The sequence below is a fragment of the Pseudodonghicola flavimaris genome, assembly GCF_030164425.1.
Taxonomy (GTDB): Bacteria; Pseudomonadota; Alphaproteobacteria; order Rhodobacterales; family Rhodobacteraceae; genus Pseudodonghicola; species Pseudodonghicola flavimaris.
In genome coordinates this window covers 1-18,204 of the sequence record NZ_JASNJD010000032.1, presented here as the reverse complement: position 1 = coordinate 18,204, position 18,204 = coordinate 1, and the positions used below count along the sequence as shown (strand labels likewise).

Sequence of the window (18,204 nt, the reverse complement as noted above, 5' to 3'; positions counted from 1 at the left end):
CGTGGTTGTGGCATAGCGGGATCATCCCCTGTGACCAGGCCGGCCGCGAGGTCAGCCCCCAGCCCCCAGCGAAGCCCCCCGGAATGAACGCCCTCTCCCCAGCCTCCCAGCCCAGCTACCGATGGGTCATCGTCACCGCCGCCGCCGTGATGCTCGCCATCGCCATGGGAACTCTGGTCAACGGCCTCTCCGCCTTTCTGGTACCGCTCGAAGCGCATTTCGGATGGGCGCGGGCCGAGGTGGCCGCGATCAACTCCGCCGGGCTGATCGGGATCGCGCTCGGCGGGATTGTTCTCGGGCTCGTCGCGGATCGGGTTCCGGCCCGGCTGGTCTGCCTGCTCGGCGCCGGCTGCCTGTCGCTGTCGCTTCTGCTGGCGGCTCAGGCACAGCATCTGTGGCAGTTCTACGCGCTGTTCTTCGCCGCCGGCGCGCTCGGCGGAGGGGCGCTTTATGCACCGGTGATCGCGCTGGTCGGTAGCTGGTTCCGGCATGGCGCCGGGCTTGCGATCGGGCTCGCCTCTGCCGGACAGGCGCTTGGCCAGGGCCTTGTCCCCTATGCCGCGGGCTACCTGATCCAGATGACCGACTGGCAGACCGCCTTGACGCTGCTCGCGGTTTTTTCCGCGATCAGCCTGATCCCGCTGTCCTTCCTCATGATCGCGCCGCCGAAACAGGACGGCCCGGCTGGCACCATCCGGGAAGAGGAGACAGCACCACAGCTCTCGCCGCGGATCGTCCTGCCTGCGCTCTCCCTCGCGGTTCTGGGATGCTGTGCCGGCATGGCGGTGCCGCTGATGCATCTGGTTCCCCTCATCCAGGGCGTCTGCAGCGTCGGCGCCGAAGCCGGCGGCCCGCTGCTCCTGATGCTCATCGCTGCGATCGGAGGGCGCATCTTCTTTGGCAAGCTCGCAGACATGATCGGCCCGATGCGGTCCTGGCTGGTCGCGACCGGGTGGCAGACACTGCTGATGCTGGGGTTCCTGCTGCTGGGGTCGATCCAGTCCTTCTGGCTTTTCACGCCGATCTACGGTTTCGGATATGGTGGCGTGATGACCGGCGTTCTGGTCACCGTCCGGGCGCTCGCCCCAGCCTCGCACCGGGCCTCCGCCACCGGCTTCGTACTGGCCTTCGGCTGGCTGGGCCATGCTCTCGGCGGGTTTCAGGGGGGCTATTTCTTCGATATCACCGGCGCCTATTTCTGGACCTTCGCCAACGCGACGCTCTTCGGTCTGGTAAATCTCGCGATCATCGGCGGCCTCTTCCTCGCCACCCGTCCCCGAACCCGCGCAGCGACCTGAGACGCCCGCCGCACCGCTGAGGCCGGCAACAATCCGCAGGGCTGCGGCAAAAGGACTGTCCCCCGGATACCGCTGTCCCAAGTTCGCCGAAGACCGTTTTGTTGCAAAAGACAATTTCCCAAGATCTTGCCGGCGCCGTCATGACCGAAACGCTGCGAGGCGCCACCAGGTCTGGCAAAAATACGTATTGAGACAAGGACGAATACGAGACCAGTTTTGTGTTGAATGGAACCAGCACGACCGCAAGAACGCTTGTCGATGGCGAAGAGGGCTATGTCGGGCCGAGCGAGGCACTCGCCACCACGGGAACCGCGATCAGCGGCACCGGCAACGCCAACTTCACGATCGAAGGATCGGTCTATTCCGGCACCGAAGATGCGATCGGGATCGACGGCACCCGCGGCCTTGGCACGATCGGCGTCGACGGCAATGATACGCTCTATGGCCGCTTCGGCGATGACCGACTGGATGGCGGCGACGAGGCCGACACCATGAACGGCGGGGCCGGCGACGACACGCTGCGGGGCAATGTCGTCAATGATGCCATGAACGGCGGCGGCGGCAGCGATACCCTCATCTTCGCCGCCGGCTTCGGGCACGACACCGTCAACGGCTTCCATGCCGGGGCGACCGGCGATGCCGATGTGATCGCGATCTCCAGCGGGCTGATCGCCGATTACGCCGATCTGCTGAACCACACTGCGGATGTCGGCGCCAACACCGTGATCACGATGGATGCCTCCAACACCATCACGCTGCTCGGCGTTCACAAGGCCGATCTCGACGTCTCGGACGTCTCGTTCTTCTGATCAGAGCCCCCGTTCCGTTGGCTGTAGCCTGCCTGAGCGCAGCCGCCGGGATGGGACCGCTTTGGGGCGTGAAGAGGCCGGCAGAAAGCTCGCTCAACCAATCGGCGGAACTCCCTCAGCGTCCGCTCACCGTTCCGAACGGCAATCGCTTCCACCTGCAGGATGTGGGAGGGCAGGATGGTGGGTGATGAGAGACTCGAACTCCCGACATCTTCGGTGTAAACGAAGCGACTTGCGCCCAAGGTATTGATATTTGGCCCAAGGCGCTCTTTTTAAACAGAGTGTTTTGCCGGTTTCTCCAATGTTCAACGGTTCACACCAGTTCAGTGAACTAAGGAACACTTCGTATATCGACAGGCCGGGCAGGCCTCGGATCGGAAGCCGGCCAGCCTTCCTTTCGCAAGCCGCCACCACAACCACCTCCACAGCGGCAGCCCTGCCTTCACGTCGGAGCACAGTCGCGAAAGAAATCTACCAAACCATTGTTTAGGAACATTTTTTCAATCGTTGACAGTGAGGGATATTTTCGAAAAAGTCGCACAATATTTGTGCAATATTTTACGGAGTTTTGTGATGCAGCCCACATTTGGTGAAGAATTTACTCTGAATCCCCTATTCTATCTTGGCACCATGAAGCTGGGGCTAAACCCCAGCGTAACGGCGCTGAAAAGCGGAAGGCTCGCCGTTGTCTGGCAGGACTATAGCGGCGCCGACGGGGACGTATTCGGCGATTCCCATGTCTATGTTCGCCTGTTCAAGACCGATGGAACCCCCATCACCGATGCGATCAAAGTGAATTCCAAGGATGCTGGCGCGCAGGGAGAGCCGGAGGTGACTGCGTTGGCCGACGGCGGCTTTCTGGTCAGCTGGACTAACGTCAACTCCCTGCTTCCTGACACCGATAACGACATCTATTTCCGCGCCTTTGATGCCAACGGAACACCCAGATCGAAACAGATTCTGGCCAGCTCTGACCACGAAGTCCCGGCCGTCAACGACGGTGCAGATTACAACGACAACGATACCGGCGACGTCCTCGGACTGCAGGACGGCAATGCGATCGTTCTCTATACACATCGGGGCGAGGCCGCGACCTATGCGCATGTGGTGACCAAGGGTGGCACCGTCCTGGGCGAGGAGGTCAAGGTCTTCGACACGACCGACAGCGCCGTTACCATGACCCAGCTCGCCAACGGCGATGTGGTAATAAGCTATCCCAGCTATTCCTATAACGGTGCGGTCGTCCGCATCTCGGGCCCCGATTTGGTCTCCCCGCCCAAGGGCCTCAAAGGCGCAACGGATCCTGTCATCCTGGAGTATTTCAACGACGGCGATCACGATCAGACGCCGGGCGATTCCAGCATGACCGGCCTTACCGGCGATTATCTCTCCGCACTGCCGGGTGGCGGTTTCATCATGGGCTACAAGTTCGATCCCGACATTCGCTCTGATAGCCAGATCGACAGCTTCCGGATCGACTGGTTCGACAATTCCGGCACCTATCAGCGCAGCGCCGACGTGCCATTTCCCGGCAGCGAGGAAAGCCTGCCCTATGATGTCGGCCGCGTCATCGCGCTGAGCGGCGACCGCATCTTGGTGATCTGGCAGATCGCAATCGACTATGGCGACTACGACATCAAGGCCCAGATCCTCGACGCCAGCGGCAAGCCGCTGGGCGATGCGATCGAAATCAACACCACGCTTTCGGGCACCCAGCTGATCGCCGAGGAAACGGTTCTGCCCGATGGCAACGTCGCTATCGTATTTTCCGACCAGTCCGGGATTGCGCTGGACGGCACCATCGACGGGCTGCATGGGCGCGTCTTGATCATTCCTGACGACGACAGCCCCACCGGCCCCAGCAAGGGGGACGATAAGCTGGTCGGGACTGCCAGGGCGGATACCATAGACGGCCTCGGGGGCGACGACGTGATCCTTGGCAAGGGCGGTGCCGACGTACTGAACGGCAGCGGCGGACATGACACTTTGAAAGGACAGAGCGGTAATGACAGGCTGCTGGGCGGCGCGGGAAATGACCGCCTGATTGGCGGCCCCGGCAAGGATACCCTGCTGGGCGGCGGCGGCAAGGATACGCTCGACGGCGGCGCGGGCGCCGACAAGCTGACCGGCGGCAAGGGTGCTGACACCTTCGTCTTTGCCACTGCAAAGCAAGCCAGAGGCGATACCGTCAAAGACTTCAGCTCCCGACAGGGAGATGTTCTGGACATGAGCCGAATGGATGCTGACACCAGCATCAGAGGGGATCAGGACTTTGTTCTGATCGGTTCGGATGCGTTTTCCGGAAGGGCTGGGGAGCTCCGGACCTGGAGCAACAAGGGAGAGACGTTCGTCGCCGGCGATGTGAACGGCGACGGAAAAGCCGATTTGAAGATCACGCTGGACGGGAGATATGATCTCGTTGACGCCGATTTTCTCCTCTAGTCGATGTCTGATCAGGAGGCAGCGCGCGGTGCTTCGCGCTGCCTCTCAGGCTTGGCCTCATTTCAGGCCACCCTTCCCCGCTACAATACCGCAGCGTCTCCGAAATCGACCGCGGAGTGACCAATGTCCGCAACGCCGCCTCGCCCCACTGGCGGCGCTGGCTCGGGCCTGCACACCGGAGCCTAGCCCTCTTCCTATCGATGTCCTGTGCCTCACGCTCCTCAAGCAACCGAAAGCCCGCTCTCTGGCGACAGAACGGCGGCGAGCACAGCGCAGGTCGATCAGCTACTTTGGGGGGCGCGCGCGTCTCGGCCCCGCCGACGGAATGACAACGGCCCGGCGGCCTTGATCCCCTTGACCCAACCACAGATTGCCCGCCGAGCGCGGAGATGATTGCTTCCGGAGGCGGATGCTGCACCTTCGCGGCCCGATCTGTCCGGTTCCCTGTCTTTCCCGGGGGCTCGGACGCCGTACTGGCCGGAAAATGCTTGATTGGCCGACACGGTCAGCTAATTTTTACCACAAAGCGGCACGCCATATGAGGAATGTCGGTTGATTACTTGATTAACAAAGGAATGAATTAATGGCACGCATTTCCGGGACGCGTTTTGATGACCGAATGATCGCACGATCGACGGGCGACACTTACCTTGGCGAAAAAGGTGACGACACTTTCGTGTTTTCCGAAGACACGATCAGGAACAAGTTTGTCGGGGGCCTTGGAGCTGACCGTGTCGAAGGAGAAATCCGCGTGGACGAAGCGGACGATCTATCCGAGGCATTGGTGGGCATGACCTTCAACGGTGACCGCGGCGTTGACACGCTCCATTTGACCGCCATCGTCGAACAGGCGGAGCTCACCCTGTCTCTGTCAGATTTCGGGGCGAGCCTGAAAAGCGTTGAGAATCTGGAGTTGAAACTCATCACGTCCCTTTCACCCGGAGACTTCGGAGACGTCACCATACGAGGCGGGGCACGCGCCGAGAAGCTCGAATTTATCCCGGACAATTACAATGAGGAAAGAGTCGCGATAAACATGGGGAAAGGCGCCGACACCGTTTATCTCGGCAGCGCTACAACTGTGGTGAACTCGGCCGTGGTCAATGGTGGTGGCGGAGCAGATACGATCATCAATATCTCCGGTGACGATGGCACTCAGTTGCTCGGTGGCACCGGAAATGATCTGATCGTGACCAGGGGTGTAAGCATGGAGCGGGTCAAGGGCGGCGGCGGCGCAGACCATATCCAACTCGAAGGATCGTATCGGAATTTCGACTATGACATCGTCAGCGGCAACGGAGGCAAGGATATTTTCGAGATTGCACGAGTCTCGGACGACCCGATGGCGATCATCACGGATTTCAAAAGGACGAAGGACAAGATCCTCATCTCGGACGATTCACTCAGCGCCGAAGACCTTATCGTCGTAGCCAAGGGAGATAGTGTTGGGTCGGAATATGGAAAGCTCTATCTGGATCTCAACGACAGCACGCTCGTCTATCGCGGCGATGTCATCGTCGACCTAGATGGCGCCGCCGTCCGAAGCAGCGATATCCTATTCGACATTGCATAGATCGCACGCAAACGGTGGCGGCCAAGTTGCTCTTATGACGCCGCCACCGCATGTCCGGGAGTATCAGCCATGCTCCATCCCAGCTAAAGTCATTCACCCAGACGATCAACCGCCCTATGATGCGCTCGCTGGCGCGGGACATCGACCCCTGTAGTTGGGCTACAGACCGCTTCGGACGTTAGGTGGGGGACGCGCCAGCACCAGGATGAGAAACCGCCCTCCACAAATAGTGAGCCCGCCCTGCGGCAACAGGACGGGCCAAGCGAGCAGAACCCAAGTCGGTCAGATCCTTTGCTATGATACGCGGCTGAGCCCCGCCGCCGGGATGACTACAGCCCGATCGCCTTGGTCGCCGTGACCCAGCCATAGATCAGCCAGCAGGCCACCAAGCGCGGAGATGATCGCCTCGACATGACCAGCTACGCCGGCGGCATCATCCGCGGACAGGCTGAGGCCGAATAGCGCCAGCAGCTGCGGCCGGCTGGCGATCCGTCTACCTTTCCAAGTAGCCGAGAAACCTGCCGCACCTACAAAGCTGCACCATCTCTGTGCGCAGTCAACGAATGTGCCAAGGGCACGGGATCATTGACGAAATGAAAGACGTTTTCACTTTTCAATCTTCAAGAGGGGTGTAGGTTCCGCGCCAGCGGGCAACCAGTGAAGCCAGGACATACGCTGCCACACTGAGTCCGTTGAATTAATGGAGAAATATCACCAATGAAGACCTATGCAATTGCCAGCGCCTTTCTTGTCTTGGCGCATGTCGTGCCCACACCGACGCTTGCGGCCGACCGCATTGTCACCATCGTAAACGAAACCGGCTATACGATGGTCGAATTCTATGGCTCCAACAATGGGACCACTTCATGGGAGGAAGATATTCTCGGCGACGATACTCTGCCGCACGGCGAATCTGTCGATGTCAATTTCGACGACGGAACCGGCCATTGCATCTTCGACTTTCTCGCAGTCTTCGAAGATGGAGATCAGGTGAAACAGGAGGATGTTGACGTCTGCAAGGTCGGCACCTTCACCTTCAACTGACACATTGAATAGCAGGCGGTCAGGGAGCTATATGTTCCCCCGCCTTTTCGCGGCTGGCTAGCTTCATGCAAAGTGGCCTTATCTGCCCACACTGCGGCAACTCTTCCCTGATCAGACCAACAATCAGTTACCAATCTCCCGGACGCAGCGCCCGCACGAGTTTGCCGGCTAGCGACGAACCGACGGTTGCCAGTCGCCGCCACTTGTCAGCCTATCTGATGCCCCACTTGGCGAAGACACCGACCGAGCCGATCAGCCCGGTCCCAAGCGCGGTCAGCGCCCCCTCGACATTGACGGTCAGAATATGGGTCGCGGCGTCATAGCTGACCCAGCCCAGCGCGGCGCCGGGGATCAGACCCAGCAGGGTCGAGGCGACGTAGAGCGCGAGGCGGATATAGACGGATTGCATGGTCAGGCTCCTTTCAGGATGCTCAGGATTTTGCGCAGCAGCGCGGTGAAGAAGGACGGGGTTGCGGCGGCCGGAGGCCCCGCCGTGGTCGGATCGGTCTCCTCGACCGGCTCCGGCTCAATCTCCGGCGCCACGCCCCACCCGGCGGCTCTTAGTGCGCGCTCGAAGGCCTCGGCATAGCCGGAAACCTTCAGTCCGTTGAGCCTTGCGTCGCCATTGACGATTGCCCGGGCCGCAGCGTGGTCATACCCACCGCCTGGCAGGTCGAAGTCGGTCAACTTGCGGCCAGTGAAGAGGCCGGTGGCGCATCCCTCGGCCGCGATGCGGGCGGAGATCGCGGGTTCCAGTGCCGCCTCTGGATGGCTGACCAGATCGATGCCGACAAGCGCCGAGGCCCGGCGGTAGTTGTCAGCATGGGTGAGCTGGATCACACCGCGCCCGAACCAGCCTTCACGCCAGTACGGCGCCCTGACCCAGGGCAACTTGCCCTTGCGCCATGCGGCTTCCAGCCGGCCGATGACGGTCGCGTCGCTCGGCCGAAGATCCTTGCTGGAGCGGTAGACGGTCTCCTTGACAGGGAACATGCCTCCCCCGGTCTCGTGGTAGCTCTCGCCCAGCACATGGGCGGCGTGGTGCAAGCTGAGGCCGGCGCAGGCGTCCAGCAGCGCTTCCAGCCCATCGACCTGCCGCTGCGACAGCGCCGTCCCGAAGATGCCGCTATCTCGCTTGCGCAGGGCCGCGTAGAACGCTGATCGGTCCATATCGTCCTCCAAAGAAAAAGCCCCGCGCTGTGGCGGGGCGATCAGGTCTTCGTCGAACGGCTCCATCGCCGCTCGATCAGGTCGAATAGGCCGCGGGGCCCGAGGTAGCTGACGACCGCGACAACGCCGGTGGTCACCGTCTGAGGCAGGCCGGCCCAGGAGGCCCCCGCCTCAGCCACCACGGCCATGGCAACGGCCGTCGGCGCCTCCCAGGCCAGGTGCCAACCGATCCACGGCCGGCGCCCTGCCCTCGCCTCCTGACCGTGCCAGATGAGCCGGCCGAGACCGGCAGCGATGAGGGTGGTCACACCACCACCGAAGATTGCCTGCATCCAGGCGATGAGCCCTGTGGGCTGTGTCGGGTCGTGCATCCTGGCTCCTTGCGCGCACAAAAAATCCCGCGCGAGGCGGGGCATGGTCGGTCGGATGGTGTGGCAGCTATTTCACCAGCCACTCTTCGACGGTCGCGCTGATGTCGCGCATCTTCATCCAGCCCGGTGCCACCGGCTGGCCCTTGAGGATCCGCAGCTTGCCCATCAGCCCCACCGCGTCCCATTCCGGCCGGTCGGCGCGCGGCACATAGGCCAGCGCCGGGTCATAGGACGGATTCAGCACCTTGCGCTTAATGGTGGTCGTGACGGCCTCCGGCGGCGGGGTCACGCCGGGCGGCAGCTCACCGACGACATAGGCGTGATGGATTTCCACCATGTTCGGCAGTTCCGGGGTCCCCTGATCCTCGATCTCGGTCCACTCGATCGCGTCGTGATCTTCGAGGACGTGAGACCCGAAATCATCGGTCAGGTACTTGTCCTTCCAGCGGTCGATATCGGAGTCCCCGACGACAGAGGGGCGGCCAGAGATCACTCCGATGGGCGTCTCACCGGCCAGTGCCGGCCGGATTTTCTCGTTCACCAGCACCACCGAGACGCCGCGCCGGTCAGCGGCGCCGGGGTTGCCGTCCTCCCATTCGAAATATTCCGCATAGTCGGCCCCGCCGCCGTTGAACGACCCGTCCGCCGTCACCTCGCCGTCACCGCGCACCTTGAATTCGAGGTCGCCGCCTCCGCTGTAGGCGGTCAAGAACGAAAAGGTCGATGCCGCCGAAGTGCTGACCGAGATATTGGCCGCCAGGGACGTAAACGAGGTCGAGGTGCAGTTGATGGCAAGCGCCGATGTTGCGGCGGCAGCCTGAGATACCCCGAGTTTCGCAGTCGGCGAAGCGGTCCCCACCCCAACCCTGCTCGCCGCATCAAGCACGAAAGTGTTGGCCTCAGCGCCGGTCTCGAAGATCACCGGAACGGCAGGTCCGCCGAAGTCATAGAAAGAGAGGGACCCGGCCTGTGTACCGATGATGCTCCAGACATCGGTGGACTGCGGGCTGAATTTCAGCGCAACGTTATACCCGGAATCGCTACGCAGGATCATTGCGGTGCCGGTCGTTGGCTGTTCGACAATGACCTGTGTGAACTTGGACGCGGCCGGCGTCGTAAGACCGATCGAGGTGCCGTTCAGTGCGCTGCCGATGATCGTACTGTTGGTGTTGAGGTATGAAACCAGCGTGTTGAACTCGGTGACCAAGGTCACCAGAGACGCCAGCCAAGAGTCCATACTGGAGACGTAATTTGCCGGCGCCGAGGCGCGCGCCGGCGGGTTCGTGAGGGCGGTGAGGCTCGGGATTGCCATCAGGTGACTCCTTCGACGTTGATGTTGACCGGGACGATCCCGCGATGCTTGAGACCAGGGGAGAATTTGGTAAGGAACCCAGCGATGGTGAGCCCGTAATGCTCCATCTCGTCGGCCGGGAAGAATGCGCAGACCTTGGCGCGGTTCTCTTCGAGGATGCGCATGATGCGCTCAGTGTCCTGAGGGTTGATGCCCACCTCGAACGACGCGCCGCGAGAGAAAGGCCGCTCGACCACGGTGAACTCCCCGTAATCGTTCGCCTCTTTGACAGAGTAATCCTTGAACTGCGGGCCGGACCCTTCGAGGGTTTCCCCGATGAACCTGCCATAGCCGAAGAAGGCCTCGCCGATCTTCGCGGTGTCGCTGGGGGCGCTGATCGTCAAGGTTGCCTGCGCCCCGGCGAAACCAGGCACCGAGGGGAAGATCGCCACCGTCTTGTATTCCGGCTCGGTGAAGAAATAGTCCCAGAGGTCCTGAACGTCATCCGTTCTCACCATGTCGATGGTCTGCGAGAAAATCTCTGCGGCATCCTCCTTGATGGAGAGCGTCACCTCCTGCGCCGAGACATTGAAGCAGACGACGGAAGTGAACAGCTGCCCAATGTCCAACACCAATTCGATGGAGTTGGCGTTGGTGGTCTGCGCGGATAGGAAGCCGTCGACCATGCGCATACTGTTCGCGTAGCCGGTGGCGACCCACCATGTGCCGTCGTCGGTCGCTGGGGTATTGCCAAGATTGCCGGCGCCCTGACTCTCGTATTCGATCATCGTCGCAGGGTCGGTGACCAGATCGCCGAGGTTGTAGGTCGTGCTCAGATCGAAGTCGGCGGCGTCAGTGACATTGGTGCTGGTAATCATCTCTCCCGTGATCGGAATGCGCGGGACAATGTGCATCAGGTGGTCCTCGTCAGAATGCCGGTGGTGGTGTCTACGATCTGGTCGACGCGCTCGCTGTGGTCGGCGATCGTCTCCAGGTGGCGCGCCTTCACGCGGTTGGCTGCCGCCTCCTCATCGCGCATGCCGGCGACCTCCTCCCGAAGCGCCTTTATCTCGGCGAGCAGGGCCTTGTTCTGGCTGTCTGTGGAAACCGTCTCACGCGGGTGCAGCAGCCCCAGGCGCCCGCCCTTCCCATCCATGCCCCCAGAGCGCGCCCAATCGCCGGTGTAGCCGCCGCCATCGAACGAGGCGATCTGCCTGTCGATGGTGGCCACTGACCTGTCGGCCGCCCAGAGGCGATCCTCCAGGCCGCCTTTCGCCCACCAGATCGCGCGCCATTGCTTGAGGTCGTCGGCATTGGCGCCCATCACCGAGTCCGGCAAGCCGGCGGTCCATTTCAGGCGTCCGCCGGAGACGATCGGAGAGGTGGCGACCCCGGCCCGGTTCAGATAGCCGCCGGTAGCCGCGTCGAAACTGACCACCTGCGCCACCACGCTCTTGAGCTCATCGAGCGCATCGCGGCGGGCGGATCGAAGGCGTTTGATGCCGGTCTGGTCCATCGCATAGTCGCTGAACAGGTCGGTGTCGCTGAACCGGGCCAGCGCGTTCGCCGCCCCCCGGCTGGTCATGCCGCTGATGTCGATGCCTGCGATCTTCGCCATGCGCGACAGGATCTTGTCACCGACCAGCGTATTGCCCTTGGCGTCCTTGGAGAGCTTCGAGACGTAATTGTCGAGCGCGGTCACCCGCTCCTGCTTGTCCTGCATCGCGACCTGTTTCGCGACCTCGGCGCGCAGCAGATCGAGCTGCTCTCCCAGCGTCTCCATCGGCCTCTTGATGTCGAGCAGCGCCGAGGAGGTGCCCTCGTAGAGCCTCTTGAAGGCCTCGGACGGCGAATAGGTAAAGCCGCCGGCCAGCGTGATCTTGCCGGTCGTTGCGCCGTTGATCGCTGTCAGCAGGGACTTCTGCGCGTGCGTCAGGCGGTCGAGCTCGATGATGCCGTTCAGCGTCTTCGTGATCGCGTTGGTCTCGGCGTTCAGCAGGAGCTTGCCGTTGCGGTCCAGCCCCTTGAGGTTCTGGGCCCCGAACAGCGTGCTCTTGAGGCTGAGCCCCTCGGCGTCCAGCAGCCGGCGGAACCGCTTGCTGTAGAGCGTGTCCCCCCGCAGGCTGTTCGGGTCGAACCCCGCTTTCAGCACCCCGCTGGTGGTGAGCTGGTTGGCGTCCAGCAGCCGCCGCAGACGCTTGGCCCGGATGCCGTCGCCGGTGAAGGCGTCGATATTGAAGCCGCCGATTAGCTGGCTGACGAAACTCAGGCCCTTCGCGTCCAGCAGGCGCTGCCGGCGCGTTGCATTGCCTTTCGTCAGGGAGCCTAGGTTGAAGCCGGCGACCAGAGTCGATCCGAAGACCTTGTTCGTCGCATCCAGCAGGTTCGCCCGGCGGCGGTAGGCGGTCCCGGTCAGCCGGTGGAGATTGCTGAGGTTGAACTCTGCCGCGACCTCGCTCTTGAAGCCGAGCGCCCGGGCATCCAGCAGCTTGCGGCGGCGCGGGTTGCTGACGTTGCGCAGGTCGAAATTCGCCCAGACGGTGGTGATGAACGACTGGTCCCGCGCGGCGAGGAGGCGCTCACGCCACGTCCTGTTGCCGCGATCCGTCGCCGAGAGGTCGAAGCCCAGCGTCAGCGTCGTCTTGACGTATGCGTCGGCGGCGCGCAGCAAGCGTTTCTCGTCCTTCGACAGCGCGCCGAGGGCGATCTTGCCGATCAGCGATTTCTGATAGGCGGCGTCCCCGAGCCCGAGCTGGGTGAGGAACACCGCGCCGGTCGGCGAAATGCCGGCGGTGCGCACGGCAGCCAGGATCGTCCGGTTGATCTCGCCGGCCCGGTTCAGCAGCAGGCCGCGGGCCTCCTTGCTCACCGTATCGCGGAAGGCCATCGCCACGGTGACGGCCCGGACCGCCTGAGTGTTGGCGTTCAGCAGCAGGCTGCGCACCGGGTTGGTCATGTTCGAGGCGAGGATCGCAGTGATGTTGGCGATATAGGTCCCCTGCTGTTTCAGCAGGATGCGGCGGGCGCCGTCGCCCATCTTTTGGCTGATGGCGGCGTTGATGATCGCCGCATAGCTGGCCTGCTGATCGATCACCACCTGCCGCACCTTCTTGTTGATGTTCGGCGCGAAGGCGGCGGAGATGGCGACGGCATAGGCGCCGAGGTTGCCCAGAGCCAGCTTCTTCGCCAGCGGGTCGATCTTCGAGCTCAGCACCGCGTTGATGGTCCGGGAAATCTCCCGGTTGCCGGAAAGCGCTATCAGCTTCTGTTCGCGGGACAGCTCCTTGGTCACGAAGAATTTCAGGTTTCGGCGTAGCTCGCCGCCGGTGGCGAGCGCCAGCGCGGCGGTCTCCTCGTCCACCTTCGATCCGGTGATAAATTTGATCGTCTTGATGTGCTCGGAGACCGAGTTGACCGCGAGCCAGCGCATGTCTGGGGTCAGGTCGTTGCGGCGGATGATGAAATCGAGCGTCGTCTTGATGTCGCCTCCGGCCGCGTCGATGATGTCCTTCATCCAGTTCGGCAGATTAGACTTGTCGGCGAGAGACAGGGTGATGTCGAGGTCGGCCAGCAGCTTGTCGTAGCTGAAATCCTGAGCATCGGTGATCGCGTCCGCCAGATCGGCCAGAACTGTCTCGAAGTCGGCTTTGTCGAGCCCTTTCACCCAGTCCTGAATCGAGCCGTCCAGCTTCTCGAAGTCCTCCTTGTCGAGGCCAGTCAGCTGCAAATAGTCGCTCAACGCGGTCAGCACCTCGATCTGCTCTTCGTAGAGGGTCGCCAGCACGTCCTGATTGGCGCCTTCCAGCTCCGCGATGCCGCCGAGGAAATTCACCTGCCCCTGCACCTGGGCGGCGATGCGCCGGTAATCGAGGCCGCTGGAGGCGGTCGCACGGGCGCTATCGAGGTAGGCCCTCGCCAGCGCCGGAATCTGGCGCGCAGCATCCACGTCGCCGCCACGTGCCGCCTCGAAGGCTGCCTGATAGCGCGACTGGTTCGCGGCAAGTTGCTGCGACGGACTGGCGGCGGTCAGCTCGGTATCGAGAAGGTCGGTCAGGAACTGCCGCAGGGTCGTCGCGGTACGATACCACAGGGCCGCCGCCTGCTCGGTGGTCTGCTTGTTGGCCTTGGCCGTGTCGATCAGGTCGGCCACACTGGCGTCGACCCCGGACAGGACGCCGCTGATGGACATGGTGAACTGCGCCACCGCCGGCAGGATTTCGTCCATGGCGCCGGACAGGCTGATGAGGGCGGCATAGAGCTCGCGGCCACGATCATTCGTCGTGTCGATCCCCTCGACCAGCTGGCGATATTGATCGCGGCTCTCGGGCATGACCACGCCCAGCTGGGCGAAGGTGTCGCGCAGCATGCGGATCGTCGTGTCGGTGCGCTCTGCCTCGCTGTAGAAGGCGCGCCAATAGGTGTTCACCGCCGCCGTCATATTGTCGATGCCGCCGAACAGGTCGACCAGCTCGGACGCCGCATCGGCGCTGGCAAGGCTGATGTCCCAGACCCGGTGCCCCAACAGATCGGCCGCGTCGTTGACCGCCGTGATGCTGGTGCCGAGGCGGGTTAGCGCCTCCAGCGCGCTCTCGCCGGCCCGGGTGAACTCGGTGGTGCCCAGCACCATCTGCGCCATCTCGTCGCCGGCGTCTTCGAGCGCGGCCATGAGGTCCTCCAGAACCGCTTCCGGGTCCTGGTTGGTGTTCACCTGCACATAGGACGATACAAAGCCCTCCAACTTCTTGGTGGAGAGGCCCACGGCGTCCGACATGTCCTCGATTCCCCGGACCACGCTCTGGGTGGCGTCATCCAGCACCATCTGCAGCTCGCCGCTGATGTCGTAGTAATCGGTCTTGTCGCCGCGCAGGAAGCCGCCCTTGTAGAAGTCGTAGCCCTTGCCCTCGAAGCCGCCGCTGGTGAAGTTGCCTCGGATCCCGGAGAACTCATAGGTCCGGCTGAGCCCTTTCATCAGGATCGCCCCGACCGCCATCAGCGGCCCGGCCATGCCGACGAGGCCGCCGAGCGCGCTGGCCGAGAACCCCTCAGCGAAGATCGCGCCGGCCTGAGCCCCGAGGCCGGTGAAATAGGTCCCTACGCCGCCGCCAGCACCGAACAGGTTCGCCATGCCGATTCCGAACCCGCCGCCGATGCCGCTGACGAAGCCGCCGCCTCCGCCGAGAATGCTTCCAAGAAGACCCGTTCCTCCTCCAGCGGAACTGCCAGCAGCCGAGACCGCGCCCCCAACGGAGCCCATCGGGTTCAGGTCCATGTTCAGGATGATCTGGTTTCTCGCCGCCGTCGCGATCATTTCAGCGATCATCGACTTGAAGCTTCCGAGAACGCGGTCGACGAAATCGTTGAAGTTCCTCAGCCCACCGGCAACAAACTCTCCCCAGGCATCCGCAACGTCTCCGATAATTGGAATGCCGTCAGCGAGTTCAGCGTTGATACGCTCCAGCTCCATGGCATAGGCACCATCGGTTAGCCCGAGCTTCTTCAGAGCCTCCAGTTTCGCGAGTTCCGCGCGGTATTTCTCCAGCGGCGTGCGCCCGGTGGCCGCGGCCTTATTCAGCTTGTCGACCTCCTTGCGCAGGGCATCGGCAGCCTTGCCCGCGCGGCCCGCAGCAGGGCTGAGACCGCCGCCGCTCGCCCCGGTTCCGAGACGGCTTGTCGTCTCACCCACGGTAACGTTGAGCTTGGACAGAGCGTCGCGGGCCTTGTCAAAGCCTCCGGTCGCGAGGTCTTTTGCTGTTTCCCGAAGCCCGTTGGCAGCTTCCTCAGCGTCATTCGCTGCGCGCATGAAGTTCGTCACTTCTGCATCAGCGGCTCCGGCCTTTTGCATCAGCGATCCTGACAACTCCCCAGCACCTGGAATGGATGCAGCCCACCCGGAAATCAGGGTCAGGAAATCACGCCATTTTGCCGTGAGACTTTCCATCAGCTGGAAAAAACCCGACTTCACATCCTCCCAAACAGCGCCGAGAGCCGGAACAATGGCTTTCGCACTTCCAGAAATCCCTTCCCACACGCCGGCGACCACATCCCCGAGCAGGCTCATCGCGCTACCGAAACCGCCGGTGACGCGGATCAGGTCAGCGAAGCCTGTCACGGCGTCGTAAATCCACCCCACCGGGCTGTTCTCGATCACCGTTTTCAGGATGTCTGAAAGGCCGGTGAACTCGTCGACAGCCTTTGCGCCAGCCTTTGCCATGTCCCAGAGCCACGATGTCGCCGAGGAGACGATGGTGATCAGTCCGGTCAGGAAGTTCGCGGTGCCGCTAATGATCGCAGCCAGCCCATCGAGGACCAGCCGCAGCGCGCTGCCCTTGGTCATCAGCGCGGTGAGAACATCCGCCACAGCAGCCACCGCCGGAGCCATCGCGGACCCAAGCTCTCGCGCCACCCCACGGGTCACCGTCGTCAACGCGTTCAGGCTCTGCTTCATCCCAGCCAAACCGCGCACAGCATCGTCGCTCAGGATACCGCCCAGCTCGACCGCGCGATCCCCGAGACGCTGCATTTCGGCCCCCCCGTTCGCCAGCAACGGAATAAGGGCTGTGGCGTCATTTGCCATTGCTTCGAGATAGAAGGTCAAATCCTGCTGGCTGGCGCCGGCCTTTTTCAGACTGTCGACATAGAGCTGCAGGGCCTGCGGCCCCGAAAGCTCGCGGAACATCTTCGCCGTCACCCCAACCTTAGGCGCGATGTTGTCGAAGAAATCGGCCATTTCACCGCCGCCGGTCGCCACATAGTCGCCGATGCGGTCGTTCACGTCCTTGAGGATGTCAGCGAGCTGTTCCTGTTCGATCCCAACCGACTTTGCGCCAGCCGCCCACCGCTGAAACTCACTCGGCAGCGCGTTGGAAATCCGTGCCATTCGGTCGATCTCGGTGCCGGTGTTGATCGCGCTTACCCCCAGGAACGACAGCGCCCCCGCGGCCGCGACAACGGCGGTCGCCACCCCCTTGAGCTTGTTGATCCTGGCGATCACCAGCTCTATCCCGTCCGTCGCCCTGCGGGCGCCACCGTGCATCTTGCCCAGTGCGTTGGTGACACGACGCACGCCTTTCGCCCCAGTCGCCATGTCGGTTGCAAGGCGCTTCGACTTGCCGGACAGCGCCTCAGCACGCTTCTCGGCGCGGCCGGCAGCCTTCTCCACCTTGTCGATGTCGTTCGCCGCCTTGGCCGCGGTGCGCGTCGTGAATTCGATCCCGAGCTGGGCGAAGGTCATGCTCATCGAGAGTTCCTTGCGGGCAAAAGAAAAGCCCCGTAGCGTGCGGCGCTACGGGGCTTTGGAGGGAAAGATGCGTTATCGGTTTGCGGTGTTTTTTGCCCTCGCAGTATTTGCTGCCGTCGTTGGCATTGAAGTCAGCTTGAAGGCCCGCGGGGAGCTTAGCAAAGAAGCCACTGAGATGGTTATGCAGATGGCTGTCGGATCAACCTGCCCAGACAAACCGGAAGCTCTCCGGATAGCGACTTCCAGAGCCTATTCTTTTTCTCTGCGGCGTCCTTGGGAACTTCCGCCGTGGCGGGTATTCCAAGCATCAAAACTCATGGCAAACAGCGAAGGCGTTCAAGACAATATGTTCGCCGAAGGTTTTTGCAACGCGATTATCAACAGCGATAGGTAGTTGAGAGCGGCCCTTGGGCCGCCCTGCGGTTCATGCCACAAGCGCCTTGAGCGCTTCGTGAGCCAGCTCCAGCGCTTCGCGGTGACCGGTCTGGAAATCCATATCTGTGCTGTCGGCCAGCATCCACTCGAGCTGCGCGAGCGCACCGTCGGCCGTGGTTGCCTTAGTCGTTGCCAGCTTTTCTTCCAGCCCGTCAGCCCGAGACCACAAAGCCTCGCCATACGCCGATTGCTCGCCGTCTTCGTCATGGCCATTGCCGTTCCATTCGGCCCGCAAGGTCTGCCAATCCTCGAACCAACTGCGGAGCGGGTCGGTCGGTACAGCAGCGGTAGCACCGGATGCCATGAGGGCTCCGAAGCTGAACGCCGGAGCGGCGGAGAGGAAGTTGCGGCGGTCCATCAGTCCACCTCCTTCGCGACACCCGGGATCAGCTTGGCGAGGCGGGACAAGCCTTTCGTAAGCGCCCGATTGATGCCGCCTGCCTGATGGAGGCGGACCGAGATAAGACACGTGCATAACGACGTCTTTAGCGACGTGTCTTATCGGGAGGCGCTATGTTGGGTGAGGTTCTGGGT

The 18,204-nt window shown here is 62.5% G+C and carries 13 protein-coding genes; 6 read left to right on the top strand and 7 right to left on the bottom strand.

From position 1 onward, the window contains the following. Positions 1 to 83: 83 nt before the first annotated feature. The 5 genes from QO033_RS24110 to QO033_RS24090 all read left to right on the top strand — a co-directional run bounded on the left by QO033_RS24110 (position 84) and on the right by QO033_RS24090 (position 7,166). Positions 84 to 1,298: an MFS transporter gene (locus QO033_RS24110; RefSeq protein WP_284483290.1), complete on the top strand. Its 1,215-nt coding sequence runs from the start codon at positions 84 to 86 to the stop codon at positions 1,296 to 1,298. A gap of 218 nt (positions 1,299 to 1,516) precedes the next feature. Further along, positions 1,517 to 2,107 (top strand): calcium-binding protein, encoded by a 591-nt coding sequence (locus QO033_RS24105; RefSeq protein ID WP_284483289.1) that lies wholly within the window; start codon positions 1,517 to 1,519, stop codon positions 2,105 to 2,107. A 573-nt stretch (positions 2,108 to 2,680) separates the two neighbouring features. Continuing rightward, positions 2,681 to 4,549, top strand: a complete 1,869-nt coding sequence (locus tag QO033_RS24100) for a calcium-binding protein (RefSeq protein WP_284483288.1) — start codon at positions 2,681 to 2,683, stop codon at positions 4,547 to 4,549. Between the two features lie 583 nt (positions 4,550 to 5,132). Continuing rightward, the gene (locus tag QO033_RS24095) at positions 5,133 to 6,122 is read left to right on the top strand and encodes a calcium-binding protein (protein ID WP_284483287.1); all 990 of its coding nucleotides are present in this window, start codon (positions 5,133 to 5,135) and stop codon (positions 6,120 to 6,122) included. A gap of 717 nt (positions 6,123 to 6,839) precedes the next feature. After that, entirely contained in the window at positions 6,840 to 7,166 is a 327-nt protein-coding gene (locus QO033_RS24090) for a hypothetical protein (RefSeq protein ID WP_284483286.1), read from the top strand. A 211-nt stretch (positions 7,167 to 7,377) separates the two neighbouring features. Here the strand turns inward: QO033_RS24090 and QO033_RS24085 are convergent, their stop codons facing one another. The 6 genes from QO033_RS24085 to QO033_RS24060 form a co-directional block, all read right to left on the bottom strand. Further along, entirely contained in the window at positions 7,378 to 7,575 is a 198-nt protein-coding gene (locus QO033_RS24085; RefSeq protein WP_284483285.1) for a hypothetical protein, read from the bottom strand. Between the two features lie 2 nt (positions 7,576 to 7,577). Then, positions 7,578 to 8,402, bottom strand: coding sequence for a hypothetical protein (locus QO033_RS24080; RefSeq protein WP_284483284.1), 825 nt, complete (start codon positions 8,400 to 8,402; stop codon positions 7,578 to 7,580). Next, a complete protein-coding gene (locus tag QO033_RS24075) occupies positions 8,378 to 8,707 on the bottom strand; it encodes a phage holin family protein (protein WP_284483283.1) in 330 nt (109 codons plus the stop codon). The genes QO033_RS24080 and QO033_RS24075 overlap by 25 nt, the downstream gene beginning before the upstream one ends. 67 nt (positions 8,708 to 8,774) lie before the next feature. Then, on the bottom strand, positions 8,775 to 10,019 hold the full coding sequence (locus QO033_RS24070; RefSeq protein WP_284483282.1) for a peptidase G2 autoproteolytic cleavage domain-containing protein: 1,245 nt from the start codon (positions 10,017 to 10,019) through the stop codon (positions 8,775 to 8,777). Continuing rightward, entirely contained in the window at positions 10,019 to 10,912 is an 894-nt protein-coding gene (locus QO033_RS24065) for a hypothetical protein (RefSeq protein WP_284483281.1), read from the bottom strand. The genes QO033_RS24070 and QO033_RS24065 overlap by 1 nt, the downstream gene beginning before the upstream one ends. Next, complete coding sequence (locus QO033_RS24060) at positions 10,912 to 17,235, bottom strand: hypothetical protein (RefSeq protein WP_284483280.1); 6,324 nt, start codon at positions 17,233 to 17,235, stop codon at positions 10,912 to 10,914. The genes QO033_RS24065 and QO033_RS24060 overlap by 1 nt, the downstream gene beginning before the upstream one ends. On the opposite strand from QO033_RS24060, the gene QO033_RS24055 reads away from it, so the two are divergent. Then, positions 17,228 to 17,629, top strand: a complete 402-nt coding sequence (locus QO033_RS24055; protein ID WP_284483279.1) for a hypothetical protein — start codon at positions 17,228 to 17,230, stop codon at positions 17,627 to 17,629. The genes QO033_RS24060 and QO033_RS24055 overlap by 8 nt on opposite strands. 30 nt (positions 17,630 to 17,659) lie before the next feature. On the opposite strand, the gene QO033_RS24050 is transcribed toward QO033_RS24055, so the two are convergent. Continuing rightward, positions 17,660 to 18,028, bottom strand: a complete 369-nt coding sequence (locus QO033_RS24050; protein WP_284483278.1) for a hypothetical protein — start codon at positions 18,026 to 18,028, stop codon at positions 17,660 to 17,662. Positions 18,029 to 18,204 lie beyond the last annotated feature (176 nt).

Excerpts from the sequence above, each read along its gene's own strand:
- QO033_RS24095 (WP_284483287.1), top strand. The coding sequence starts at position 5,133 with ATGGCACGCATTTCCGGGACGCGTTTTGATGACCGAATGATCGCACGA.
- QO033_RS24080 (WP_284483284.1), bottom strand. The coding sequence starts at position 8,402 with ATGGAGCCGTTCGACGAAGACCTGATCGCCCCGCCACAGCGCGGGGCT.
- QO033_RS24100 (WP_284483288.1), top strand. The coding sequence starts at position 2,681 with ATGCAGCCCACATTTGGTGAAGAATTTACTCTGAATCCCCTATTCTAT.
- QO033_RS24050 (WP_284483278.1), bottom strand. The coding sequence starts at position 18,028 with ATGGACCGCCGCAACTTCCTCTCCGCCGCTCCGGCGTTCAGCTTCGGA.
- QO033_RS24075 (WP_284483283.1), bottom strand. The coding sequence starts at position 8,707 with ATGCACGACCCGACACAGCCCACAGGGCTCATCGCCTGGATGCAGGCA.
- QO033_RS24055 (WP_284483279.1), top strand. The coding sequence starts at position 17,228 with ATGCTCATCGAGAGTTCCTTGCGGGCAAAAGAAAAGCCCCGTAGCGTG.
- QO033_RS24065 (WP_284483281.1), bottom strand. The coding sequence starts at position 10,912 with ATGCACATTGTCCCGCGCATTCCGATCACGGGAGAGATGATTACCAGC.
- QO033_RS24070 (WP_284483282.1), bottom strand. The coding sequence starts at position 10,019 with ATGGCAATCCCGAGCCTCACCGCCCTCACGAACCCGCCGGCGCGCGCC.
- QO033_RS24110 (WP_284483290.1), top strand. The coding sequence starts at position 84 with ATGAACGCCCTCTCCCCAGCCTCCCAGCCCAGCTACCGATGGGTCATC.
- QO033_RS24060 (WP_284483280.1), bottom strand. The coding sequence starts at position 17,235 with ATGAGCATGACCTTCGCCCAGCTCGGGATCGAATTCACGACGCGCACC.
- QO033_RS24085 (WP_284483285.1), bottom strand. The coding sequence starts at position 7,575 with ATGCAATCCGTCTATATCCGCCTCGCGCTCTACGTCGCCTCGACCCTG.
- QO033_RS24090 (WP_284483286.1), top strand. The coding sequence starts at position 6,840 with ATGAAGACCTATGCAATTGCCAGCGCCTTTCTTGTCTTGGCGCATGTC.